The organism is Xanthomonas sp. LMG 8993 (genome assembly GCF_009835065.2).
Lineage (GTDB): Bacteria > Pseudomonadota > Gammaproteobacteria > Xanthomonadales > Xanthomonadaceae > Xanthomonas > Xanthomonas arboricola.
In genome coordinates, this window is sequence record NZ_QVIF02000006.1 from 77,569 (window position 1) to 104,003 (window position 26,435).

Sequence of the window (26,435 nt, forward strand, 5' to 3'; positions counted from 1 at the left end):
CTACCGCTCGATATATGGGAATTGCCGAGCCGACATGGCCTCGCGCGCTTCGGGAAGAGACGGGCGGCTGCCGATGAAGTCGTCGGGGTAGTACGCCAGGTGGCGCACGCCCGCAGCCAGGAGCAACTTGCTGTGTTCGAGCAGCACGCCCTCCGGCAAGGGCTTGCCGGTGCGCCAATCCACGGTCTGCAGTTCGAAAATGGTGTTCTCGAAACCATGCGGCTGCTGGCCGACCCGCTGCGCCAGCTGCTGCAGCCACTGCTGTGGGTCGTTGGCTTGCTCCATGTACGGCATCGCCATCAGCGCGGTGTAGTCGTAGGCCGAAGCAAATGCGTCCAGGCGCTGCGCGAACCAGGCCTCGCTATGCGGCTGCAGCACTGGCTGCGCGAACAGGTTGCGCACGGTCACCAGCTTGGGGCGCCAGCGTTCGGCGGCCGCTTTCAGCTCCTGGGTGAAGCCGATCAGCTGCTGCGTGCGCGTGGCAGGATCGCCATTGCCGTAGGCAGGCACTTCGTCGTCGCGCAGATAGGCATCGTCGTGGAACAGCAGGCCTTCGAAGTAGGTGTTGGCGGCCAGGTCTTCGTAGATGTCGGCGACCAGCTGATGCGTGCGCGGATTGCCCGGATCCAGGCGCGGCACATCCTTCGGGTCCTTGCCGCGAATCTGCAGCGCCGCCTGCTGCTGCGCGTCGGGGAGACGGAAGCCCAGCACTGGCAACCAGGCAAACACGCGCACCCCTGCACGGGTGCGCAGCTGCCAGGCCACACGCCCGAACAGATCCGCGCGCATCGGCAGATGCCGGTTGGGGAAGTACAGCGCATCGGCTGCGCCATCGCCATCAGGGTCGGCGAAGGCCTGCAGGAATACATGACTGGGGCCGATGTCCTTGACGCGCTGGACCAGGATGTCGAGGTTGCGTGCCAGCTGCGCCGGGTCCGGGTCGTAGACGTAATCCAGATCGATCTGGATCGCACGCAGGCCATCGCGCGACAGGTCGCGTCGCAGTTCGCCGGCCAGGTCGCGCACATCGGGGTTGTTGAACAGCAACAGGCGGCCGAGGCTGGCCAGCGATTGCCCGTCCACGCGGTCGCGGCCCTGCTGGCCGATATCGGCTTCGTGCGAACGGCCTTCCAGGTCGAAGCTGAGCGTCATGCCCAGTTGCGCGGCAATGGCGTTGCTGGCGCGGTTGTAGGCGGCATACGGCCACACCATGGCGCGCGGCGGTTTGCCCAGGTGCGCCACGATGGCGTCGCGGCTATGGCGCAGATCGGTCTGGATGCGCTGGCGATAATCCGCTTCGCTCTCATAGCCCTTGCCCGCTTCCCAACGACGGGTGACCGCTGCCGGGGTCTGATTGCCGAATGGATTGCCGGGGATACCTTTGTGCAGATCGTCGCTGTGCGAACCGATTTCGATCAGGCCGCTGTCCTGCATTTCGCGCAGTTGCGCCCAGGTGACGAAATCATCGTGGGTGAAATCGCGATGGCCGTAGGGCACCACCTGGCCGGCCGGTAATTCAACCCAGCTGGTGACGGGGGCAACCAGCGCGGGATAACCATAGGCCTGCAATAACGGAAAGACGCGCGTGTAGACGCTGCGCAAGCCGTCGTCGAAGGTCAGTAGCACCGGCCTGGAAGGCAGGGCGCGCCTGCCGGCACGTGCATCCAGAACCTGCTGCACACTCACCGGGTGGTAGGCGTGCGAACGCAGCCAGTCCAGATGCGCGGCGAAGTTGCTGGTGGACACCGCATAACGATCGGGATCGCCCTTGGCGGCGACGTCGTCGCGAATATCGTGGTAGCTGAGCACCAGCAGGCCCGCCTGCGCCGACGACGCGAACGTCATCAGCAGCAAGGCGACCAGCAACAGCGGCAGGCGGATCAAGGCGTACCTCCCCATCGGAAATCCAGGTCGAATCCAAGTTGTTGTTCGCGCTGGCCGTCGTAGACCGGGCGCGACCAGCTCACGCCGTAGCTCAGCGCACTGCCGTCGCCCAGCGACCACAGGTGCCGATACGCCGCGCTGGGCACCCACTGGCTGCCGAAGCCGGACTGATAGGTCGGCCCGACGGTGACCTCCAGCCGCTGCCGGAAGGCGTAGTCGTAGCGACGCCAGCCGATCTGATCGATGCGCACGCCAGCGGCCACCGCAGAGTTGCGGCGCGGATTGAAGTAATTGACGGCGCGGTCGTCTTCGGCGCGTCCGGCCGAAGCGGCGAACAGGCCATCGAGCAGCACGTGCGGGCTGGCCCACAGGCGCTGGCTGCCGGACAGATCCAGCTGATCGCGCCGATTGCCGTCGCTGTAGCGCAGCTGGCGTGCCTGCAGTTCCCAACGGCTTTCGTCGTTGGGTATCCAGCGCAGGGCGGCGCCGATGCTGTCGCCAGTGATGCCGAAACGGCGTGCCTGCAATGAGGCGTCCGGATCGCGTGTGCGCCAGGCCAGGCTGCCGTACCAGGCATCGGAAAACCGCCAGCCGGCATCCAGCGCCCAGGCGGTGCCATCGCGATCGAATTCGTCGAGCGCCCGTCCGCCGTAGGCGCTGACATCCAAGCGGTCGTAGCGGTAGTGCGTGCCCAGCCAGAAGCTGCGATAACGTACGCGCGTGTCCTGGAAATCGGCCCAATCGTCGCGTGCACGCAATCCCACGCGCCAGCGCTCGCCGAGCAGCGGCGATTCGGCTTCGAGCAGCGTGCTGCCGAAGTCGTTGCCGAGCGGCGAGGTGCTGTTGGTCAGGGTGTCATTGTCGCTGCGGCCGCGCGCATGGCTGAGATGTACCTGCCAGCCGCGTTGGCGTTCCAGCGAGGCGCCAAGCCGCTGCAGGCCGGCGTCATCCGGATATTCCTTGCGCAGCGGCGCAAAGGTCGCCTCGGCCAGATCCAGGCGATCCAGATCGCGCTGCGCTTCGACCACGCCACTGCGCGCCTGTTTCTGGTGCGGATCCAGCGTCAAGGCCATCGCATTGCGTTGCAGCGCGGCGCTCGGGTGCCCGCGACGGAATTCGATCGAGGCCAGTGCCGCTTGCAGCTCCGCATTGTCGGGGCCGATGGCTACGCGTTCGCGCAACAGGGCGTCTGCGTCGCGATTGTGGTTGGCCGCCGAGCGTGCGGTGGCCAGGGCGATGTCTGCGCTGAAGCGATCCCAGTTTTCGTAGCCGCTGCTGGCGCCGTTGCGGCGCGGCCACGGCGCCTGCGTGGCCGCGAGTCTTTCAAACAGCGGCATCGCCAGGTCGAAGCGCTCCTGCTCGAGCAAGGCGTAGCCCAGCAACAGCTGCGTATTGAAGTCGTCGGGATTGTGCTGCAGGGCCTGCCGGAGCACGGCTTCGGCCTCGGCCGGGCGACGCAGGCCCATCAGCGAATCGCCGACCGTCGGCAGTACATAGGCGGGAACCTCGATACCTTCCGCCTTCAACGCCTGGTAGTTGGCCACGACGTCGCGATGGCGCTGCCGCTGGTTGAGCGCGACCAGGCTGTCGACGCGCAACCGCGTGGCTTCCCAGGTCAGCGTCGGCGGTGATTCGCGTTCGATGCGGGCGACGTTGACCAGGGCCTGGTCGGTCTCGGCATAGCGGTGTGCGGTGTCGATGGGTTCGGCGCTGGCCCACCCGATCATGCGGGCGACACGATCGTTTTCGATGCGCTCACGCTCCTGCTGCGAGAACCAGTCCGGATGCCGCCACACGGCCTCTGCGGCAAGCTGGGCGCTGCCGAGGTCGCTCAGCGTGATCGCACGCATGGCATAGGCGCCACGATCCCGCGGATTCGCACGCAGTACGCGCTCATAGATGGCCAAGGCATCCGCATGGCGTTGCTGGCCGCGCAATTGCTCAGCCTGCTGCATGGGAGTGAGGGCGGTGGAGGCGTCAGTCACCCCGTTCGGCCGCACTTCACCACTGTGCGCCTGGGGCACACATGCGGCAATCAAGGCGAGGCTGAGCAGAGGAGTGAGTGCGCCCGTGCGGTCAGGACAACCGCGACGCACGTGGTTGCAAAAGCTGGGGGAAAAGGCAGTGCATTAGCGGTCCAGGCGTATGACGACTGGCGATACTGCGTATGCCTATGTAAAGCCTACGTCATCACGAATTTAACGCGATCTTCATCGGATCAGTCTGCTTTAAGTGTGACATCAGTCACTAAAAACGCGTCGAGGCAATCTTCCCGTTCCAGTCAATCGCCTTCAAGCGGCGCCACGGGGGCCCGGAAATTGACGGGGCGGGCATCACTCGAATACGCCCCATGATTTGCCACGCTGGTCGCAGTTACATATGCATTAATCGTCATTACTGTGTTGTCTACGTTAGTCACGCGTTGCCGGATGTTTTGCGCTTAAAAGGGGCGAATCAGGTAGCAGAGCCGATACGCAGGGATATTTTTGCCCGCTTTTTAAGTGATTTGAGTCACAAAATTGGAAGGGTCGGGTTTTTCTTACAGGGTGACCCCTACACGGCGCGTTGACCAGTTCTTAACGTTCCATCACAGTTGCGCCGCGTTCGTTGTGCTGAAGGTTGCGTCGCCGTCTTGGTGGCCGGGCATGGCGGTGTGAGCGACGGGGCGCCCAAGCGCGGCCCGCCGGACAGGGGGCAGGACAAATGTGGATGCGTTCGGCGCCAATGGCGCTGGCGGCTTGCCTATGGGCTGTCGCCGGGCTGGCGGCTGCACAACAAACAGCACCGACAACGCTGGATCGCCAGGAGCAATTGCGCCAGGCCGAGGAGATTCAGCGGCGTCAGGAACAGGAGCGACAAGCACCCTTCGCCGGCCCGCGCGAGGATGCCGAGCGCGTGGATGCGCGCAGCACCGTGCTGCCAAAGGAGGAACTATGTTTCCCGATCGCCCGCGTGCGCCTGTCCGGTGCAGGGAACGACGGTGCACGCTTTGCGTGGTTGTGGACCTCGCTGCGTCGTTATGAGGGCCGCTGCATCGGTCGCGCGAGTATCGACATCATCCGCCGTCGCGCCCTGGACCAGCTGGTCGCGCGCGGCCTGGTCACCACCCGCATCGGCGTGCCCGAACAGGATCTTTCGCGCGGCGAACTGCGTTTCGAACTGATGCCCGGCCGCTTGCGTGCGGTGCGCGTAGTTTCCGACACCGGCGGCGAACATTGGAAGAGCGCGCTGCCGCTACGGCACGGCGACCTGCTGGACCTGCGTGCGATCGAGCAGGCGGTGGAGCAGTTCAAGCGACTGCCATCGCAGGACGCCAAGATCGACATCGCGCCGGGCGAGGCACCGGGCGAATCGGATCTGGTCATCACCTTGCAGCATGGTCGGCGCTGGCGCGGCGTGGCCAATGCCGACGATTCTGGCGTGGAAGCTACCGGGCGCGTGCAGAGCGGGCTGGATTTTTCGCTGGACAACCCGCTGGGGCTCAACGATCTGCTCAGCGTCGGCTACAGCCATGACCTGGCCACGCGCGACGAAGAGCGCGGCACGCGCGGCAATAGTCTCAGTTACAGCCTGCCATGGGGCTGGTGGACGTTTGCGTTGTCGGCCTCGTCGTACCGCTACCACCAGCGCGTGGACGGATTTTTGCAGACCTTCCAGTCCAGCGGCGAATCCAGCAACGCGCAGCTGGATATCCAGCGCGTATTGCATCGCAACGGCACCAGTAAGACCTCTGCCGGTGTCACGGTTGGCCGGCGGCGTGCGCGCAGTTATCTGGATGGCGTGGAGATCGGCATCCAGCGTCGCGATACCAGCAGCGCGGAGTTCTACGTCACCCATCGCCGCTATCTGGGGACGATGCAGTTGGACGTGCGCATCGCGCATCGGCGTGGCACGCCGTGGTTCAACAGCCAGTGGACCGGTTACGACCCGCAGATCGGCTTCCCGACATTCCGTTATGGCGTGACCACGCTGGACGTGAGCACCGCCATGCCGTTCAAGCTGGGACCGGTGCCGATGGCGTGGGAAAGCAGCCTGCGTGCGCAAACCGCAGGCGAGCTGTTGCTTGGCTCGGAGTTCGTCACCATCGGGGGCCGCTACAGCGTGCGTGGCTTCGATGGCGAAGCGACCTTGGGCGCGGAAAAAGGCGCGTATTGGCGCAACACCTTGAGTTTTCCGATCCAGCAGATCGGGCTGACACCGTACCTGGGCCTGGATGCCGGTCGCATCGATGGCACCAGTGCCAGCGGCCTGCGCGGCCGCAGTCTGGTGGGCGGCGCGGTGGGTCTGCGCGGGGGCTGGTTCGGTGCCAGCATCGATGCGTTTGCCGGCTGGGCGATCCATCGCCCGGATGGGTTTGGAAGTGCGCAGCCGGCGTATGGCGCGCGTGTGATCTACCAGTTCTGACATGGATCGCGCCGCCAGCCGGCAGCGCGCTGTTGATTGATGACGCCGACCAGTGGCGAGAGAGAAACGATGGACACCGAAGCGATGAGCGTACGTGCTTACCTGGCCGAACAAAGCAAGCGCGCGCTTGCGTTGCTGCTGTGCTGCACGGTCACCTGGACATCGTTTCCGGCGTGGGCACAGGTGGCACCAACGCCAAATCCCGGCGGCCAGACACCCGGTCAACAGGTCGCCGCCAATGGCGTGCCGGTGGTGGACATCGTCGCGCCCAATGCGCGCGGCATCTCGCATAACCGCTACAGCAATTTCAACGTCGGCCCGAACGGGTTGATCCTCAACAACAGCGCGCAGATCTCCAAGACCGAGCTGGGCGGCTATGTCGCCGGTAACGACAATCTGCAGCGCAGCGGTGCCGCCTCGCTGATCCTCAATGAGGTCACCTCGGCCAGCAGCCGCTTGCAGGGGTACACCGAAATCGCCGGTGCCAAGGCGCAGTTGGTGATCGCCAACCCCAACGGCATTTCCTGCGATGGCTGCGGGTTTCTCAACACTTCGCGCGTGACCTTGACCACCGGCACGCCCAACCTGGGCAGCGATGGTGCGTTGAACGGCTTCAGCATCACCGGCGGTGCGCTGAGTATCGGCAGCAACGGTCTGGATGCGTCTAACGTGGATCGCCTGGACCTGCTCTCGCGTCAGCTCAGCGTGGAGGGCTCGATCTGGACCAGGGAACTGGTCGCCGCCGCAGGTGCAGGGCGGGTCAGCTACGACGGCATGCTGCTGGACGTGATGCCGGACACCGATGGCGCCGCACCGTCGATCGGCATCGACGTGGCGCAGCTGGGCGGCATGTATGCCGACCGTATTCGTCTGATTGCGACCGAAGCCGGTGTCGGCGTGGTAAGTCGCGGCACCCTGGCGGCGCAGAGTGGCGATCTGCAGATCGACAGCGCGGGCCAGGTGAGCCTGAGCGGGACCACGGTGGCGCGCGATGGAATGGGTGTGCGTGCCGCCGGTGACCTCGGCCAGCGCGGCGTGCTCGGCTCGCAGCAAGGCGATGTGCGTCTGCGCGGCGCGCGCATGACCCTGGCAGGCGATCTGGTCGCCGCCGGTACCCTGGATGCACAAGCCAGTGGCACCTTGAGCCACAGCGGCCGCAGCAGCGCCGGCGCTATCCGTCTGTTCGGTTCGGAATTGAATGCCGATGGCAGTCTGCATACGACTGGTGCGCTGGATCTGGGCGCCGATGGCGTGTTGCGCAGCAACGGTGTGGCCTATGCGGCAACCGCTGCAACCCTGCGCGCGGGGCAGATTGGCCTGACCGGCACGCTGCAGAGCGGCGGCGCGATCGGGCTGAATGCGAACGCGATTGATGCACTGGGCACCCTGGACGCGGCCACCGCCTTGCGCGTGAATAGCAGCGGCAACGTGCGCCTGGGTGGATTGGCGCAGGCCGGGCAGGGTGCTGATGTGCAAGCCGGCGGTCGGCTGGAACTGCAGGGTCAGCTGATTGCAGCAGATGCAGTGGCGCTCAATGCGGCGGGTATCGACATCGCACAGCGCGGTTCAGTGTCTGCGGGTGGCGATCTGGAGTTGCGCAGTGCAGGTGCGTTGAACAATGCCGGTAGCGGCTACGCCGGCCGCGATCTGCGTCTCCAGGCAGCGTCTGTCGCCACGACGGGCAGTCTGGCGGCCGCACGCGATGCGCAGGCGGCGGTTGCCGGTGGTCTGGTCAATAGCGGCACGTTCGTTGCAGGCAATGCGCTGACCATCGACGCGGCGCAGCTGGACAGTCGTGGCGATATCGGCAGCCAGCGTGGGGAGACGCTGCTGCGCAGCCGCGGCGGTCTGGCGCTCAGCGGCAACACCGTGGCAGGTACTGTTCTGGGCCTGGACGCCGCAGCGGACGCGCAGGTCTCGGGCATCCTCAACGCCGGTCGCGTAAATCTTAGTAGCGGCGGGGATACCGCACTCTCCGGCACCCTGCAGACCACCGCCGGTGGGTTGGTGATCGCCGCAGGCGGTGAGCTCGTCAGCGATGCCGTGGTGGGTTCGACAGGCACGATCGATTTGCAGGCGAACGGCGCGCTGCGTCAGCGTGGTCAGCTTCGCGGCGACGGCGCGGTGCAAGTGCGCGGCGCGGCGGTAGAGCACAACGGTGTCATCGATGCAGGTGGCGACCTGCGCATCACCAGTGCTGCCGAGCTCGCGTTGGACGGCACCGTGCAGAGCGCTGGCTCAGCCACATTGCAGGCGGGCGCAGCACTGCAGAACCGCGCGAAGGTGATCGCAGCTGGTGCGCTGGATGTAGAGGCAGCCTCGTTGCGCAACGCGCAAAGTGGCGCGTTTTCGTCGGATGCCGGTGCGCGCGTGCGCACGGCCGGCACATTGGACAATGCCGGCAGCCTGTATGCGGCGAGCGATCTGCAGCTGACCGCAGGCGCGTTCACGCAAAGCGGCAGCGCCAGCTCGGGCAACACGCTTTCGGCAGCTGTGAGCGGGTCATTCGACAACGCTGGCAATGTGATTGCCAGGAACGCGCTACAGATCGATGCCGGCAGCGTGCGCAGCAGCGGTCAACTCGGCAGCGAAGCGGCAAGTGTTCGTCTGGACAGCCAGGGCGATATCGCGCTGCAAGGCGTGGTTGCCGCTGCGACCACGCTGCAGGCCAGCGCCGCTGGCGATCTGCAGCAGGCAGGCTCGCTAAGAGCGCAGTCGCTGGCATTGAGTGCCGGGCGTGATCTCACCGCTGCTGGCAACCTGCAATCAGCGTCCACGCTGGATCTGCAGGCACAACGTGCTCTGACATTTGCTGCCCAGGGCCAGGCTGGCGGTGATGCTTCGATGCGCGCTGCCACACTGACAACCAGCCAGGATGCGGTGTTGCAGAGTACGGGAGCGATTGCGCTGGACAGCGCGGCCATCGACAGCCGCGGCAAGCTGGATGCAGGGAGCGATCTGCACATCCGCAGCCAGGGCGATCTGGTGCTGGCGGGTGTGGCACAAGGAGGGCGCGACGTTGTGTTGAATGCCACCGGCGCGCTCAGCAACGCAGCGCAAGTGTTTGCAGGCCGCGATCTGTCGTTGCAGGCAGCTAGCCTCGACAACACCACGAGCGGTGTGTTGGCGGGCGAGGGCAACATCGCCCTGACCACTACGGCACTGCTGAACAACGCTGGCCGCGTGCAGGCCGGTGGCGATCTGCAGGTCAGCGCAGCAAATATGGACCAAGGCGGCAGCGCGTCTGCAGGCAGGGCGTTGCGCGCCGCCATCGCAGGCACGCTGGCCAATCGTGGCAATCTGATCGCCAAGGATGCGTTGCAGGTCGATGCGGCCACGCTGCGTAGCAGTGGGCAGCTGGGTAGTGAGCGCGCCGATGTCACGTTGAACAGCCGAGACGCGCTGCAACTCGAGGGTGTGGTTGCAGCGGCCACTGCATTGCGTGCGACTGCTGGCGGCGATTTGCAGCAGGCCGGCTCGCTCAAGGCACAGTCGATCGCGTTGCAGACAGGGCGCGACCTCACTGCAAATGGCACTCTGCAATCGGCATCCACGTTGGACCTGCAGGCGCAGCGCACGCTCGCCCTGAATGGACAGGCATCGAGTACGGGTGAGGCAACCGTCACCGGTGCAACGGTTCTGACAGGCGCTGCAGCAGTGCTGCAGAGCGGTGCCGCCATCACCCTGGATGGCGGCTCCATCGATAGCCGCGGTTCGCTCGATGCGGCGACCGATTTGAACGTGCGTAGCGCCGGTGATCTTGCACTGGCTGGCGTGGTCCAGGGCGGGCGCGATGTTGCGCTGACCGCTGCGGGCGCGTTGAACAATGGCGCTCGAGTCGTCGCAGCCCGCGATCTACACCTGCAGGCCGCCAGTGCTAACAACGCCGCAACGGCGACCCTGGGTGCACTACGCGATCTGCGCGTCGATGTCGCTGGCGTGCTGGAAAACAATGGCACCCTGCATGGCGAGCGTGGCCTTGCACTGAACACCGGCACGCTGCTGCAGCGCGGCCGTGTCTACAGCGGGGATGCGGTATCGATCTCGTCGACAGGCGTATTCGAAAACGCGGGTCAGTTGGTAGCGGGCAAGGGTCTGAGCATCGCTGCCGACAGCATCGTCAGCAGCGGGCAACTCGGCTCGGTCGACGGCGCACTGACGCTGACCAGCCAGAACGCGATCGATCTGCACGGTGTGGTGGCTGCGGCGACCACGCTGCAAGCCACCGCTGGCACCGATCTGCTGCAGGCCGGCTCGCTCAACGCGCAGGCCGTGACATTGCAGGCCGGCCGCGATCTCACTGCCGGGGGAACCCTGCAGTCCGCGTCTGCGTTGGATCTGCAGGCGCAGCGTAGCCTGACGTTGAACGGTCAGGCGCAGGCGGGCAGTGACGCTAGCCTGCGCGGCAACAGCATCGCCACCGGCCGCGACGCCGTGCTGAAAAGCGTCGGCGCGATCAGCCTGGACGGTGCGGCAATCGACAGCCGTGGCACGCTTGATGCCGGCACGGACCTGCGCCTGCGCAGCACGGGAGCACTTGCGCTTGCAGGCGTGGCACAGGCCAATCGCGATGTTGTGTTGAGCGCAACCGACACCTTGAGTAATGCGAGCCAGGTGATTGCTGGCCGTGATCTGTCGGTGCAGGCAGGCAACATCAACAACGTGGCGGCCGGCGTGTTGGCCGCCGATGGCAGCGTCACGCTGACCACTGGCGCGTTGCAGAACGCCGGCAGCCTGCAGAGCGGTGGCGATCTGCGCATCACCGCCGCCAGTATGGAGCAGGGCGGTACTGCGATTGCAGGCAAGGCACTGACCGCGAAGGTCACTGGCACGCTGGACAACCGCGGCAACCTCATTGCCAAAGAGACGCTGCAGGTGGAGGCAGGCAGCTTACGCAGCAGCGGCCAGCTCGGTAGCGAAACTGCCAACGTCAGCTTGATCAGCCAAGGCGACATGACGCTACAAGGCGTTGTCGCCGCAGCGACCACACTGCAGGCGACTGCAGTTGGCGATCTGCAGCAGGCCGGCTCGCTCAAGGCGCAATCGATCGCGCTACAGGCCGGGCGCGATCTCATCGCCGCAGGCACGCTGCAGTCGGCAACGCAACTGGATCTGCAGGCGCAGCGCGCACTAACAATGAACGGACAGGCGGTGGCGACGGGCGATGCAACCCTGCGCGGCGCGCGGATCGGCACCGGTCAGGCTGCCGTGCTGCAAAGCGGTGGCGCGATCAGCCTGGATGGCGCCGCGATCGACAGCCGTGGCGCACTCGATGCAGCCGCTGATTTGAATCTACGCAGCACCGGCGACCTGGCGGTTGCTGGTGTCGCGCAAGCCGACCGTCATGTGGCGCTGAGCGCAGCTGGCGCGTTGACCAATGCGGCGCAAGTCGTCGCTGGTCAGAGCTTGAACGTCACCGCAGCCAGCGCAAGCAATGCCGCCAGCGGCGTGCTGCTAGCGCAGGGCGACGCCACCTTCACCATCGGCGGCTTGCTCGACAATGCTGGCGCCGTGCGCGCCGGCAATCAACTCGCCTTGGGTGTCGGGTCGCTGCGCCAGTCCGGCCAGGCCTATGGCTTGCAACGCCTGGGTGTCATCGCCACTGGAGCGGTGGACAATCGCGGTGACCTGATTGGCGGCAATGGCTTGCGCGTGGAAGCGGCGCAAGTCAGCAGCAGTGGCCAGCTGGGCAGCGAGCGCGGCGATGTCGCATTGATCAGCCGCGGCAACCTGGAGCTCGGCGGCAACCTCGCATCGGCAGGCAGCTTCTCGGCGCAGGCCGATGGCGCGCTGGCACAGAGTGGCACCTTGAGCGCTGGCAGCACGCTGGAGTTACGCTCCAAGGGCGATCTGGGTGTGGCCGGTCAGCTCGGCGCTCAGCAGGTCACCTTGACCAGCGACGCCGTGTTGCGTCAGCAGGGCACCGTCAGCGGTACGACGGTAGGTCTGCAGGGGGGCCGCATCGAGAACGCCGGGCAGACCACCGCTTCGGGCAACTTGAGCCTGCGTGCGGGTGAGATCAGTATCGCCGGCACGGTGGGCGCCGGTATCAGCGCAGACGGCAGCCTCGGCAGCGGACGCACGCTGAGCCTGATCGCCGATCGCCAACTCAGCGCCTCCGGCAAGCTGTTGGCTGGCGGCAACCTCACGGCGCAGGGCAGCCAGCTGCAGCTGGCGGGTGCCAGCACACGCGCAACCGGCAATGTCGCACTGACCACCGGCGGCAACCTCGATCATCGTGGCGGTGATTTGCTTGCCGGCGGCACGCTCACCGTGCAGGCCGGCGGCAACATCGACAACGGGCGTCTCAACGCTGTTGCCGGCCAGATGCAGGCCAACCAGCTGAGTATCGACGGCGCCAGCCTGAGCAATGCCGGCGGGCGGTTGGTGCAAAGCGGCAACGGACTGACCCGCGTCAGCATCGGCGGCGCGATCGACAACACCGGTGGCACGCTGGCCAGCAATGCGCAGGATCTGACCATCACTGCAGCCAGCCTGGAAAATGCACAAGGACGCATCGAGCACGCCGGTGCCGGCGTCCTGTCGGTCACCAGCCGTAGTGCGCTGGGCAACAGCAGTGGGCGCATCCTCACGCAAGGGCAACTGCACCTGGACGCGAGTGGCGCGTTGAACAACCAGGGCGGCGCGATTGCCGCAGCGGGCGATGCAGCACTCACTGTTGCTGGCCTCAATAACATCGGTGGTTCGGTCTCAGCACGTGAATTGAAGGTGCAAAGTACCGGCGCGGCCGACAACCGCAACGGCTTGCTGCAGGCCAGCGGTGGTGCGCTGACCTTGCGTGCCGACAGCCTCAGCAATGCCGGCGGCATTGTGCAGGCGGTCGCGAACGCTGGTGCGGGTGGAAGCCTGCGCGTCGAACTCAATCGTGGCCTGGACAACGGCAACGGTACGATCGGTGCCGGCACCGACGCAGTGGTTACTGCGGAAAACATCAGCAGTAGCGGCGGCAGTCTGCAAGCAGCGCGCGACCTCAGCGTCACGGCACGCGGCCAGCTAGACAATCACCAAGGCGGCAAGCTCAGTGCTGGCCGTGATCTCAACGTTGCCGTCGCCGGCGCGTTGCTCAACAGCGGCGGCCAGCTCGATGCCGGCAATACGCTGACCGCCTCCGGCGGAAGTATCGACAATAGCCAAGGCAGTATCGTCAACAACGGCGGTGGACTGACACGCATCACCACTGGCGGTGCATTGACCAACAGCGGCGGCAATCTCGGTGGACGCGGCAGCGTGGTGATCGATGCCGCCAGCATCGCCAATAACAGCGGTCAGCTGGTCGCCGGCGGCGACCTGATCGCCAACACCAATGGCTTGAACAACCAGGGCGGCAACGTCTATGCCGGCGCGAGCTTCCTGCTGCAGCGCGCAGGCGCCACGCTAGACAATCAGAACGGCACCATCAAGGCCGAGCAGGCAGTCCGCTTGAACCTGCAGAACTTGAACAACGCGGGTGGCAAGATTGGCGCCGGCAGCATGACCGGCGGCGCCGGCGATGTGGTGATCGACACCGTCGGCTTCGACGGTGGCGGCAGCATCCTGGCGCAGAACCTGCTGGACCTGACCTTGCGTAGCGACTACACCCACCGCGCCGGTGCAGACCTGATCAGTAATGGCACTTTCAACCTGCGCGTCGGTGGGAGCCTGGTCAACGAGTCCACGCTCAAGGCTGCGCGCAGCCTGGACATTACGGCCAGCAGCATCACCAACCGCGCCGGCGCCAATATCCTGTCCAACGACACCCGCCTCAACGGCGGCAACATCATCGACAACGCCGGCAGTATCTCCGGCAATGGCTCACTGTCGCTGGAGGCGAACAGCATCAACAACACCGGCAGCATCGTCGGCGGCAACGTCTCGGTGAACACCGGCACATTGGTGAATGGCGCCGACTTCGGCGGCGCGACCGACAACGCAGCCTATGGCTCGGCCTTGCTCGGTTCCACCGGCAACATGAATCTGATCGTGCGCGATCAACTGCTCAATCGCGACGCGCGCATCTTCAGCCTGGGCAATATCGCCATCGGCGGCGCGCAGGATGGCGGCGGTACCTTGGTATCGCGTACGGGTGTGGTCAATAACCTGTCGGGCAGTATCGAGGCTGATGGGAGCATCTTGATTGCGGCCAATCAGCTGAATAATCGGCGGCGGGTTTTGACTGCCGCATTGGGTACATTGACCGACCAAGAAAAGGCAGCTGCGAATGCAACGATGCCCGAGGAGCTTATTGAGTCACGCGGAATCGTCTATCCAAGGCAGTCTTACTTCATTCGTATTCCTTACGTCGGAAAAAATCCTGGTGTTTATCGTTCCTATTCGGTCGAGCAGCAAGAGCGTCTCATCGCTGCAAGTGCGGAAGGACGAATCGCGGCTGGAGGAAATATAGCGATTTCCGGAAGCGTCACCAATAACACTTCGTCGATTGCGGCGGCTGGTGCGCTGCAAATAAATCAACGTGGTGTGGGTGGATTGAGTGATGGGCTTTTCGTTGGTGGAGAGTCGATCTTCAACGAATCGCTTGCCTTGAATAGGCAAGTCGTACAGAGAGACTACGAGTATGCAGTAACAGCGGTCATTGACGACTGTGCGCTGAACCAAGGAAATCGGCGTCCTATCTGTACATATGATGCTGAATCAAAAACCATTTCTTCTTCCACGATCAATACGAGCTATATCGCCCTGGGCGCCAGCATGACCGGTGGCCAAGGCGTCAGCATCAATGGTGCCAACATCAGCAATGGTGCCGTCGGCAGCGACGGTCGTGGTATCAGCGGCGCTTCGCTGAACGGTGTCGGCGCACAAGGTGGCTTGACCGGTCGCGCCATGCAGAGCGCCGGTGGAGTGGGCGGCCAGGCAGTGATCGGCCGTGCCAATGGCGGCGCGAACAGTATTCGTGTTGCCACCGGTACGACCGGCAGTGCAGGCACCCAGGTGGGCGCCAACACGCAGGACGCAACGCTGGCCACATCGGGTGGCATCGTCAAGATGTCGGTTGCACCTGTCGCGTCCAACGACAGTGGGCTTGTACGCAGCAGCGTCGATCAGGCAGACGTGCAGGCCACCGCGGCTGGTACCGGCGTCACTGCCGTCGCGACCGACAGCCGTACCCGCGTCGATCCGGCCACCATTCCGGTGACCAACATTGTGGGTAGCGGGCAAACCTCGCTGACGCAGATCGATCTGCCCATTGGCGGGCTGTATCGCCTATCCGGCGGCACCGGTACCGATCTTACTGCAATGGGCCGTGCCGCCAACGGGCTGGGCGGCATCAATGCCTGGCGCAGCAATGGCCCGGGCCGTCGTTACCTGATCGAGACCGATCCGCGCTTCGTCAACTACGACAACTTCATCAGCAGCGACTTCCTGCTGGACAAGCTGGGTGTTGACCCGGAGTGGACCCAGACCCGCCTGGGCGATGGCTTCTACGAGCAGCGCCTGGTGCTGGACCAGATCACCCAGCTCACTGGCCGCCGCTATCTGGGCAACTACGCAGATGGCGTGGCGCAGTACCGCGCCTTGCTGGAGTCGGGCGTGGCCGCCGCAGGCCAGCTGCAGCTGAGCATGGGCGTGGGCTTGACCGCCGCACAAGCGGCCGCACTGACGCAAGACATCGTGTGGATGGTCGAACAGGACTACCAGGGCCAGAAGGTGCTGGTGCCGGTTGTGTATCTGGCCTCCAACTCGCTGCAGTTGCGCGGCAACGGCGCATTGATTGCAGGCGGCAACGTCGAGCTCAACGCCACCAATTCCATGAGCAACCAGGGCGTCATCGCCGGTGCCGACGTCAGCGTCACCGCCGGTAACCTGCTCAACCAGGGCCGCATCAGTGGCACTGGCGCTGTATCGCTGGAAGCCCGTAACGACCTGCTCAACCAGGGCCAGATCCAGGGACGCGATGTGGCGCTGGTGGCTGGCAACAACCTGGTCAGCGAAGCATCCAAGGCCATCAACGGCGTCGGCATTCTGTCCGGCATCAGCGCCAGTAACACCCTGCAACTATTTGCCGGCAATGACATGACGCTGAGCGGTACCCGCGTGCAGGCCGATGGCAGCGCGGCGCTGATCGCAGGCGACAACCTTAGCCTCACGCCCAGCGCCTTGCGCAACGACAACGGCCTGCTGCGCGGTGGCGATGCGGTGTCGGTGACCACTGGCAAGGATCTGGTGATGTCTGCAGGCAACGACCTGCAACTGCATGGCGTGACCATCAACGCCGGCGGCAGTGCCGCACTGCAGGCAGGCAACAACCTCTCGCTGACCCCGACCATCGGCCTGGACGGCAAGGTCGCCACGCGCACCAACATCAGCACCGGCGACAGCCTGCAACTGACCGCCGGCAACGACCTGACCATCCGCCAGGCCGACGTCAAGGCCGGCGGTGATCTGATTGCTGCAGCCGGCAACAACCTCAACGTCGAATCCGTCCTCAACGAGACCGAAACCAACAGCTACAAGAGCCGCAACGGCAAGACCCGCGTCACCACCACCACGACCACCCAGAGCATCGACCAGCAGGCACTCACCGCCGGCGGCAACCTGATCCTCAGCGCCGGCAACGACGTCAATCTAGTCGCGGCCAAGCTGGACGCCGGCAAGGGGCTGGGCATCAGCGCCGGCAACGACATCAATGCCAGCACGCTGACCACGGTGGACACCAGCAACACGCTGGAAACGCGCAAGCGCTTCAAGCAGACCACCGCGACCAGCGACGAGACCGTCCACGGCACCGAGTTCAACGCTGGCGGCAACCTGGCGATGCAGGCCGGCAACGACATCAACCTCACTGCCGCCTCTGCCGCCACCAGGGAAGGCGGCATCACGCTGGCAGCCGGCAACGACGTCAACCTGCTCGCCGCCAGCGAGCAGCACGACGCTGTGCAGGACATGACCAAGAAGAAGAAGGGCACGTTCTCCAGCAAGACCACAACCACGCATGATGAGTGGCACGACAACGTGGCGGTCACCACCACGCTCAGCGGCGACACGGTGCAGATTGCGGCGGGTAACGATCTGCTCTCGCAAGGTGCGCAGATTGTCGGCACCGGCGACGTCACGCTTGCAGCAGGCAACAACCTGACCTTGGAAACTGCTCAGAACACGCATAGCGAAGAGCATGACAAAGTCACCACCAAGTCCGGTCTGTTCGGAAGTGGCGGTATTGGGGTGACGCTCGGTAAGCAAAAGGTCTCCACTGGCGCCGACATCGACCAGATCACGCATACCGGAACGACGGTCGGCAGCCTGGAGGGTGACGTCACCCTGGTGGCCGGCAACAAGTTGGCGATTACGGGCGGCGATGTCATGGCGTTGCAGGGCGACCTGACCGCGACCGGCAAGGACATCGCGATCACGGAGGTCTATAACGACAGTGATGCGGAACAGCGCAGCAAGTTTAGCCAAGGCGGTTTGTCGCTGACCCTGAGCTCGGCTGCGATCAGCCTGGCGCAGGCGGCAAATGACAGCTACAAGGCCAGCAAGGAGGTCAAGGGCGACAGTCGCATGGAAGCACTTGCGCTCGGATCGGCGGCCTATAATGCATATGGGGCAGGACAGGCGCTGGGCCAAGCTGGCAGCGCGTTGAGCAGTGGCAGCGCCGCCGGCGCAGCTCAGGGGGCCAATCTGAGCATTGCCATCAGCATTGGCGGCAGCAAGAGCGAGAGCAAGAGCACGCAGACGGCCAGTCTCGCACAAGGCTCCAAGCTACAGGCAGGTGGTGACGTCAACCTGATTGCCACCGGCGGTGGCGACCAAAGTAATTTGTTGATTCGTGGGAGCGACATCAAGGCGGGCACTGATCTGCTGCTGGCAGCCGATCACGATGTACTCATCGAAGCAGCCAAGAACACCGCCGAGCAAAAAAGTACCAGTAAGAGCAGCAGCGCGTCGCTGGGTGTCGGTATCACTTACGGCCCGGATGGTGCCGCATTTGGCGTGATGATCAGTGCAGCTGGATCGCGCGGCAAAGCCAATGGCGAAGACGTGACCTACAGTAATAGTCATCTGGTTGCCGGCAACACGGCCACGGTCATCAGTGGCAATGACACCACGCTCAAGGGCGCGCAGCTGTCGGCGGACAAGGTGATCGCCGATGTCGGTGGCAATCTGAGCATCGAGAGCCCGCAGGACACCAGCACGTACGACAGCAAGGACAAGAGTGTTGGCGCGAGTGTGACCTTTGGCGCAGGGTTCAGTGCCAGCGCCAGCTATAGCAGTAACAAGGTCAGTGGCGACTTTGCCAGCGTGACCGAACAGAGCGGTATCCAGGCCGGCGACGGCGGCTTCAACATCCGTGTCGGCGGCAATACCGATCTGAAAGGCTCGGTGATCGCCAGCACCCAGGCGGCGGTGGATGCCGGCGTCAATCGCCTGCAGACCGGCACGCTGACCTATAGCGATATTGAAAACACTAGCAGTTACGACGCCAAAGGGTTCAGTCTGTCGGGCGGATATAGCAAGGGAACAGGCGACAAGAAGCAGCAAGGAGAAACCGGTCAGGTCCAGCCGACAGTCAATAACGGCGCAAACTGGTCGTGGCAGAACTTCCAGACTGGAAGCACCGGTACAGCGGCTGGCATTGGGAGCAAGAGTGGCGATGCGACATCGACCACCACCAGCGGGATCAGTGGTGGCAGCTTGCTCATCACCGACGAGGCTGGGCAACTCGCCAAGTCTGGTAAGACCGCTGCAGATGCATTGGCGGGTCTTAAGCGCGATGTGATCAGCGGCGATGACGCAGGTGGCTTGACCAAGCAATGGGATGGTCAGGCACTGCGTGACCAAGTTGCCGCGCAAGCGCAGATCACCGCCACCGCAGGGCAGCAGGCAACGAAGTTTGTTGGCGATTACGCACAGGGAAAAGTTGACAAGGCGGCCGAGCTCTATGCGGAAGCAGATGCAACCGGTGACGACAGCAAGCGGGCTGAAGCTGATCAGTTGATGAAGGATTGGGGCAATGGCGGCACGTTGCGTGTGCTGTCACATGCGGTTGTGGGTGGTCTGACAGGTGGCACAGAAGGAGCGCTAGGCGCAGCCGCAGGCACCGTGGCGGCACCATACCTGGCAGAAGCGTTGGAGAAAGCCGGAATCAATAAAGCGGTGGCTGCCACGTTGACAGGGTTGTCAGCGAGCGCGCTAGGCGCTGCGACCGGTGGTGCTGCAGGCGGTGCCGCAGCCTTGAATGAGGTGTCCAACAATTACCTCGGCCATCAAGAGCGGATGGAATATGCCACAGCCCTGATCGCTTGTTCCAAGTCTGGCACCCAGTGTGAGCGCGCCGAGCAACTGAAGGCGCTGTCGGAAGAACGCAATCTCGCGTTGCGCGGTGCGTGTAGCGATCCAGCCAGCGGCGGATGCGCGGAGCAAAAACAGCTGGCCGCCGCAGCCATGCAAGATCAGCTCGATCACGCTGGGGAATACACCGCTTGGCTTGCGGGTCATGTGCCTGAGTTGGTTGGCCTGTTTAACTCCGACAAGGACGGTTCACTGACCAAGGACTTCGTCACCCATGTGACGACTGCAGATCTTGGCCACAAGCTTGCGTGTGCGATGGCAGGTGATTGCAGTAACCAAGCGCTGGCTTCGGCAGCATGGAACGGTAGCATCCCGCTATCGGTTGCTACCGCTGATTCTGCGCTGCGCGCGGCGCTGGGTATGGGAGCAGGTACGGTCGGTGCTACCGGCCGGGTTTGGGAAATGGTTACCGGTGTGGCAGAGCTGGCCAACGGTATGAGTCCTGCAGGCCAGGTCGGAAAATCGATTGATCAACTAGCCTACCTGTGGGGGAATGGTTACGCAGCTACTGCCGAGAAGAACTTTAACGACGCAAAGAGCGCGTTAAATGCAATAAAAACTGGTATCAGCGGCTATGCAGAGGATCTTGCATTTGCGGCCTACACGAACACGCACGGTTCTTGGGATATCTATGACATAGCCAAGGCGGGTGCAATTGGTGGCAAGGTCAGCGTTGACGTTCTCTCGCTCGTTGTTCCAGAGCTCTATGCAGGGAAGGGTGGTGTCGCTGCAAAGGCAGCCACAGGCTTGGGCGACGCGTTCAAGGCCGATGATGTAATTGATTACCTGAATTCGACGCGACCAAATCCTAACAGCTTAATTAGAGATGGGGCTGGCTCGGTCGCTGACTCTGAAGTTGTCAATTATTTCAGGGTCGAGGGCGGTGGGACGGGCACTGCTACGAGTAAAAATCGTATTACTGCGAACTCTGATGGTAGTATAAGCATTAATCCCGGCTGTTCTGGTCAGCTTTGTGTAAGTGTGGGGACCGCCGATCACGCGGTTTATTATCTTTCAAATAAGCGGCCTGACGGTTCTGTCATAGTTTTTGAGGTTGATGCTAGTCTCCATGGTGAAATTATGAATTCCGCTATACCTCAGCGCCCTATTCCGGGCATTCCTAGAGATCCTAAGGCGCCAAAAATTGTGGATCCTAATAAGCCCGGTACAGCTTTAGAGCTTCCTAAGGTGTGGGAGTCATTGCTGGAGAATGGGTCTAGAAATGCAAGGGTTTACACTCATGATGAATTTTTGAAGGAGTTTGGAAAGTGAGATTGAATAGAAGTATTTTTGATGATTTATATAGTGGCGAGAAAGCTATATGTTTTTTTGTGCACCATGGGAGGTGTTACTGGGTTTTGGATCATAAGTACAATTTTTCTCTTGATGCGGAGCGTGATTATAAGGCGCATCTTGACAAAGGGAATATAAATAAAGAGCAATACCTGTCGGCTTGTGAGAGCTTTAGGGGTGGCGTACTTAAGTTAAATTCAGAGAATTTCTTTAAATACTTGAAAGTTGATGGTGTGGTCGTAATTTCAAAAGATGATCTCGAAAGAACTTTTTTTTCCGATAGCGCCGGTGATGTTTTGTCAATTTTTAACTCTGTTGAAAAATATTATCTATCTGGGGTTGAGTTGAATGCACATGATTTCAGAGTTGCTGGAAATATTTCAACACTACTTCCTATGTTTTATATCAATTTCGATAGAATGATCTATATGCACTTGGATCATGGTAGATTTCATGAAGATCTTGTTTATCCCGGCTGGATTGCAAAAAATGTTGATTTCAATTTTCTAATACCAGAAAAAGAAAAATATTGGATTGCTAGAGGGGACTGCTGGAAAATTAGATTCATTCAGGGCGCGGTTTAGTTACGTAAAAATTTATTTAACACCTGTGAGTGGATTTTTAACTTTAATTGGGAAGATGCATCTATTTGTATTTATAAATAATAAATATTTGTACTTGTCGTAGGAATTGACCCGATGACCGAAGCTCGCGTACGGGCCGGTGTCAGTTTCCACGCCAACTGAGTACTAGCTATGAAAAAAGACAGAGGCTTAAGGTTGAAACTCAGTGTCGAACCCGTTGGGACTCGGTCAACCCAATAGTCATGTAGGCCTTGCAGTCAGCGATATGGTGGGGCTAGCACATGTTTGATTGGTTGGGTTCAGACGGTTTATTCGTGTAGTCACGGCTTGCACAGATGCTCTGCCACGCTGCGAAGCGCTTACAACACTTCAGGCAGTCATGACGCAAAGTACTTCAAGAAAGTCGCAATGGTTCGGCCTCTTCGGCTGGTTGGCGTTGTGCTATGCGGTCGCTGGGTTTGGTGCGATGGCATCCATCCAGGCGGCCGGCTTCTATGCAGAACTTGCGCGGCCGGCGTGGGCGCCGCCGGGCTGGTTGTTCGGACCGGTGTGGACAGTGTTGTACGGAATGATGGCGGTGTCGGTCTGGTTGGTGTGGCGGCGTGGCAGCCGGGCGGGGACGCGTCCGGCGCTGGGCCTGTTCGTGCTGCAGTTGACGCTCAATGGTTTGTGGAGCTGGCTGTTCTTTGCGTGGCAGTTGGGAGCCTGGGCGTTTGCCGACATCGTGGCGCTGTGGCTGGTGTTGGCCGGAACGATCGCCGTGTTCGCGAAGCGGCAGGCACTGGCGGCGTGGTTATTGGTGCCGTATCTGGCGTGGGTGAGCTTCGCGGCTGCGCTCAACTTTTCGGTCTGGCAGCTCAATCCTCAGGTGCTTGGCTGATCTTTCTGCTGCGCTTGCTGACTTGCACCGTGCGTCGCGGCGATGGCGATCATCTACCGTTGATCCGAAGTGATATGTTGCTTGGCGTAGTGACACCGGCAGCGATGTGATGCACTCGCGCACAAGCGATCCCTCAGCCGCATCGCCTTAGCCAAGTCGCACGACTGCATCAATCCATGCTCGAAACCTGCGCAGCGCCACCCACTGAAGCCGCTCCAAAAGTTTCCATAGCAATCAATTGCTTGCGAGCGCGTCGCTTAAATCCCTGAGCCGCAAGGTTTTCTGTTCTGTTTGCCGAGCACGTGCGCCTACCCATTCACACAATGCTTGACACGCCTCGGCCCTGTGATGTCTTTTGCACGCATGCCTAACGCCTCCGCCATCTCCTCGCTTACCTGTCAGCCGCAGCTGCGGCCGGGTGCGGGCGTGGCCGGCATTAGCACCACCATTACCACCGTCACCATTCGCCCGGTGCGGCCCGTCGTCTTCGCGTAACTTCCGAAAACAACGGCCCCGCACCCGGATCAGGATGCGGAGGCTTTCCTCCCTCATCTGATGCGGACGGGGCCTCCCTAACGAGGTCTGTCGATGTCATCGTCTGTCGTTTCGCTCGAACCCGCTGCTGTTGCCGCCTCTTCCGCACGCACCGTCATGCACAAATTTGGCGGCACCTCGGTGGCCGATGCCGAGCGCTACCGGCATGTGGCGCAGTTGTTGCTGGCACGCGACGAGTCGGTGCAGGTCACCGTGGTGTCGGCGATGAAGGGGGTGACTGATGCGTTGATCGCGCTGGCCGAACTGGCCGCGCAGAACCGCCCCGAATGGCGCGAGCGCTGGCATGAGACGCGGGCGCGCCATCGCGGTGCGGCGGTGGCCCTGCTGGGCGAGCATTCCGGGCCGACCGTCGAATGGCTGGACGAGCGCTTCGAGCATCTGTCGCAGATTCTCGGCGCCTTGGCGGTGATCGGCGAGCTGCCGCGCGAGGTGCTCGACCGCGTGCAAGGCCTGGGTGAGGTGTATTCGGCGCAATTGCTGGGCGACCATTTCCGTGCGCTTGGCGAGGATTGCGCGGTGCTGGATGCGCGCGATGTGCTGGTGGTCAACCGTGGCGAACTCGGTGTCGATGTGGACTGGGACACCAGCGCGCAGCGCCTTGCCACCTGGCGCCAGGCGCATCCGCAGACGCGCGTGGTGGTCACCGGGTTTGTGGCGCGCGACCGCGCCGACCGCATCACCACGTTGGGGCGCAACGGCAGCGATTATTCCGGTGCAATTTTCGCGGCCTTGTTCGATGCCGATGAGCTGCATATCTGGACCGACGTGGACGGCGTGCTGTCGGCCGATCCGCGCGTGGTGCCCGAAGCGGTGCAGCTGGAAACGCTGAGCTACGACGAGGCCTGCGAGCTGGCCTATTTCGGCGCCAAGGTGGTGCACCCGCAGACGATGTCGCCGGCGATCGAGCGCGGCTTGCCGATCATCATCCGCAACACCTTCCAGCCGGAACATCCGGGCACGCGCATCACTGCCAGCAGTGCGGTGAGCGGGCCGATCAAGGGGCTGACGCTGAGCCCGGATCTGGCCGTGCTCAACCTGGAAGGCACCGGCTTGATCGGCGTGCCGGGTACAGCCGAGCGGGTGTTCGCGGCGCTGCGCACGGCGCAGGTGTCGGTGGTGATGATCTCGCAAGGTTCTTCCGAGCATTCGATCTGCTGCGTGGTCAAGCAGCATGAATCCGAGCGCGCACGCAATGCCTTGCTGCAGGCCTTTGCGCATGAACTCACGGTCGGTCAGGTGCAGCGTGTGCAGCTGACCACCGGCATCAGTGTGCTCGCCGCAGTGGGCGATGGCATGGCCGGGCAGCCGGGTGTGGCTGCGCGGCTGTTCGAGTCATTGGGGCGTGCGCAGGTCAATATTCTGGCGATCGCACAGGGTTCGTCGGAGCGCAACATCTCGGTGGCCATCGACGCGGCGCATGCGACCAAGGCCTTGCGTGCGGCGCATGCCGGCTTCTGGCTGTCGCCGCAGACGTTCTCGGTGGGCGTGATCGGCCCGGGTAACGTGGGTGCGGCGTTGCTGGACCAGTTGCGCATTGCGCAGCCGCAGTTGCTGGGCAAGGCCAACCTGGATCTGCGCCTGCGCGCAGTGGTCTCGCGCGGCCGCATGCTGCTGGACGAGCGCGGCCTGGTCGGCAACTGGCGCGATGCCTTCGCCTCTGCAGCCACCGCGACCGATCTGGAGCGTTTCACCACGCACCTGTTGTCCGCGCATCTGCCGCATACGGTGATCATCGATTGCAGCGGCAGCGCGGAAGTGGCCGATCGCTACGCGGACTGGTTGGCTGCCGGCATCCATGTGGTGACGCCGAACAAACAGGCTGGCTCCGGTCCGTTGCAGCGGTATCAGGCGATCCGTGCGGCGGCCGATGCCAGCGGCGCGCGCTTCCGTTACGAAGCCACCGTGGGCGCCGGCTTGCCGGTGATCACCACGCTGCGCGATCTGGTCGATACCGGCGATGCGGTGACCTCGATCGAGGGCATCTTTTCCGGCACGTTGGCCTGGCTGTTCAACAAGTACGACGGCAGCGTGCCGTTCGCCGAACTGGTGACGCAGGCGCGCGGCATGGGCTATACCGAACCGGATCCGCGTGACGATCTGTCCGGCGTGGATGTGGCGCGCAAGCTGGTGATCCTGGCGCGCGAAGCCGGGCGCGCGATCAGCCTGGAAGATGTGCAGGTCGAAAGCCTGGTGCCCGAAGCACTGCGTCAGGCCAGCGTGGACGATTTCATGGCGCGCCTGCATGAGGTGGATGCGACGTTCGCGCAGCGCCTGGCCGACGCACGTGCACGCGGCAATGTGCTGCGCTATGTCGCGCAGCTGCCGCCGGATCGTGCTCCCAGCGTGGGTCTGGTCGAACTGCCGGCCGATCACGCGTTCGCCAACTTGCGCCTGACCGACAACGTGGTGCAGTTCACCACGCGTCGCTACTGCGAAAACCCGTTGGTGGTGCAAGGCCCGGGCGCTGGCCCGGAAGTCACCGCGGCCGGCGTGTTTGCCGATCTGCTGCGGGTGGCGGCGGGCGAGGGGGCACGCTTGTGAATCAGGCGGTTGCAGACCAGTCCGCGGAGATGCAACAGGTGGCGATCGCTGCGCGCGAGCTTGGCCAGGCACGCGCCTTTGCACCGGCCTCGGTGGCGAATGTGGCGGTGGGATTCGATCTGCTCGGCTATCCCATCGACGGCGTCGGCGACACCGTCACGGTGCGGCGCATCGATGCGCCTGTGGTGCGCATCGCCGCCATCCGCGGCACCACCGTGGCCTTGCCGCTGGATGCCGAACGCAACACGGCCGGTGCGGCATTGATGTCGTTGCGCGCGGCGTTGTCGCTGCCGTTCGGCTTTGAAATCGAAATCGACAAAGGCATCGCCTTGAGTTCGGGCATGGGCGGCTCGGCAGCGTCATGCGTGGCGGCGTTGGTTGCCGCCAACGCGCTGCTGGACGCGCCGCTGAGTAACGAGCAGCTGTATCAGCACGCACTCGATGGCGAGGCGGTGGCCAGCGGTAGCCGCCACGGCGACAATCTTGGCCCGTTGTTTTTGGGCGGCCTGGTGCTGTGCACGCTGGAGCGTCTGGTGCCGATCAGCGTGCCGGCGGCGTGGCACAGCCTGCTGGTGCATCCGGATGCGGTATTGGAAACGCGCCGCGCGCGCGAAGCCCTGGCCGGCGACTATCAGCTGCGCGAGTTCGTCGCGCAGAGCACCAACCTGGCCTTGGTACTGGCCGGCTGCCATGCCGGCGATGCGGGGCTGGTGCGGGCGGGCCTGCGCGATGTGCTGGTCGAACCACGCCGCGCGCCGTTGATCGCCGGCTTTGCCGCTGCCAAGCAGGCCGCGCTGGGTCACGATGCCTTGGGCGCCAGCATCTCCGGCGCCGGCCCCAGTGTGTTCGCCTGGTTCGCATCGCGCGCGGCCGCCGACGCGGCCGCCGCATCGGTCAAGGCCGCCTTCGCAGGTGTTGGCCTGGACAGCCAGCACTGGGTGTCCCCGATCGCCAGCCCGGCCGCGCGGTTGCTCGCATGAGCCATCGCG

At 63.3% G+C, this 26,435-nt stretch carries 8 protein-coding genes; 6 read left to right on the forward strand and 2 right to left on the reverse strand.

The window, feature by feature from the left end; genetic code table 11:
* Window positions 1-1,899: a poly-beta-1,6-N-acetyl-D-glucosamine N-deacetylase PgaB gene (gene pgaB, locus DYQ94_RS12755; RefSeq protein WP_126966365.1), complete on the reverse strand. Its 1,899-nt coding sequence runs from the start codon at window positions 1,897-1,899 to the stop codon at window positions 1-3.
* Window positions 1,881-3,839 carry a tetratricopeptide repeat protein gene (locus DYQ94_RS12760; protein WP_126966364.1) on the reverse strand — a complete coding sequence of 653 codons (1,959 nt, stop codon included), beginning with the start codon at window positions 3,837-3,839 and terminating at the stop codon, window positions 1,881-1,883. The genes pgaB and DYQ94_RS12760 overlap by 19 nt, the downstream gene beginning before the upstream one ends.
* Before the next feature lie 748 nt (window positions 3,840-4,587).
* Here DYQ94_RS12760 and DYQ94_RS12765 point away from each other — a divergent pair.
* From DYQ94_RS12765 to DYQ94_RS12790, 6 genes are all read left to right on the forward strand, one after another.
* Window positions 4,588-6,288, forward strand: a complete 1,701-nt coding sequence (locus DYQ94_RS12765) for a ShlB/FhaC/HecB family hemolysin secretion/activation protein (RefSeq protein WP_126966363.1) — start codon at window positions 4,588-4,590, stop codon at window positions 6,286-6,288.
* Between the two features lie 69 nt (window positions 6,289-6,357).
* Window positions 6,358-20,865, forward strand: coding sequence for a hemagglutinin repeat-containing protein (locus DYQ94_RS12770; RefSeq protein ID WP_237474930.1), 14,508 nt, complete (start codon window positions 6,358-6,360; stop codon window positions 20,863-20,865).
* Window positions 20,862-21,470, forward strand: a complete 609-nt coding sequence (locus DYQ94_RS12775; protein ID WP_081280598.1) for a hypothetical protein — start codon at window positions 20,862-20,864, stop codon at window positions 21,468-21,470. Before DYQ94_RS12770 ends, DYQ94_RS12775 begins: the two co-directional genes overlap by 4 nt.
* A gap of 379 nt (window positions 21,471-21,849) precedes the next feature.
* Window positions 21,850-22,350, forward strand: a complete 501-nt coding sequence (locus tag DYQ94_RS12780; RefSeq protein WP_126966362.1) for a TspO/MBR family protein — start codon at window positions 21,850-21,852, stop codon at window positions 22,348-22,350.
* Between the two features lie 588 nt (window positions 22,351-22,938).
* Window positions 22,939-25,446 (forward strand): bifunctional aspartate kinase/homoserine dehydrogenase I, encoded by a 2,508-nt coding sequence (gene thrA / locus DYQ94_RS12785; protein WP_126966361.1) that lies wholly within the window; start codon window positions 22,939-22,941, stop codon window positions 25,444-25,446.
* Window positions 25,447-25,475: 29 nt separating this feature from the next.
* Entirely contained in the window at window positions 25,476-26,426 is a 951-nt protein-coding gene (locus DYQ94_RS12790; RefSeq protein ID WP_126966360.1) for a homoserine kinase, read from the forward strand.
* Window positions 26,427-26,435 lie beyond the last annotated feature (9 nt).

Coding starts and splice junctions, on each gene's coding strand:
- pgaB (WP_126966365.1), bottom strand. CDS start 1,899: ATGGGGAGGTACGCCTTGATCCGCCTGCCGCTGTTGCTGGTCGCCTTG.
- DYQ94_RS12760 (WP_126966364.1), bottom strand. CDS start 3,839: ATGCAGCAGGCTGAGCAATTGCGCGGCCAGCAACGCCATGCGGATGCC.
- DYQ94_RS12765 (WP_126966363.1), top strand. CDS start 4,588: ATGTGGATGCGTTCGGCGCCAATGGCGCTGGCGGCTTGCCTATGGGCT.
- DYQ94_RS12770 (WP_237474930.1), top strand. CDS start 6,358: ATGGACACCGAAGCGATGAGCGTACGTGCTTACCTGGCCGAACAAAGC.
- DYQ94_RS12780 (WP_126966362.1), top strand. CDS start 21,850: ATGACGCAAAGTACTTCAAGAAAGTCGCAATGGTTCGGCCTCTTCGGC.
- thrA (WP_126966361.1), top strand. CDS start 22,939: ATGTCATCGTCTGTCGTTTCGCTCGAACCCGCTGCTGTTGCCGCCTCT.
- DYQ94_RS12790 (WP_126966360.1), top strand. CDS start 25,476: ATGCAACAGGTGGCGATCGCTGCGCGCGAGCTTGGCCAGGCACGCGCC.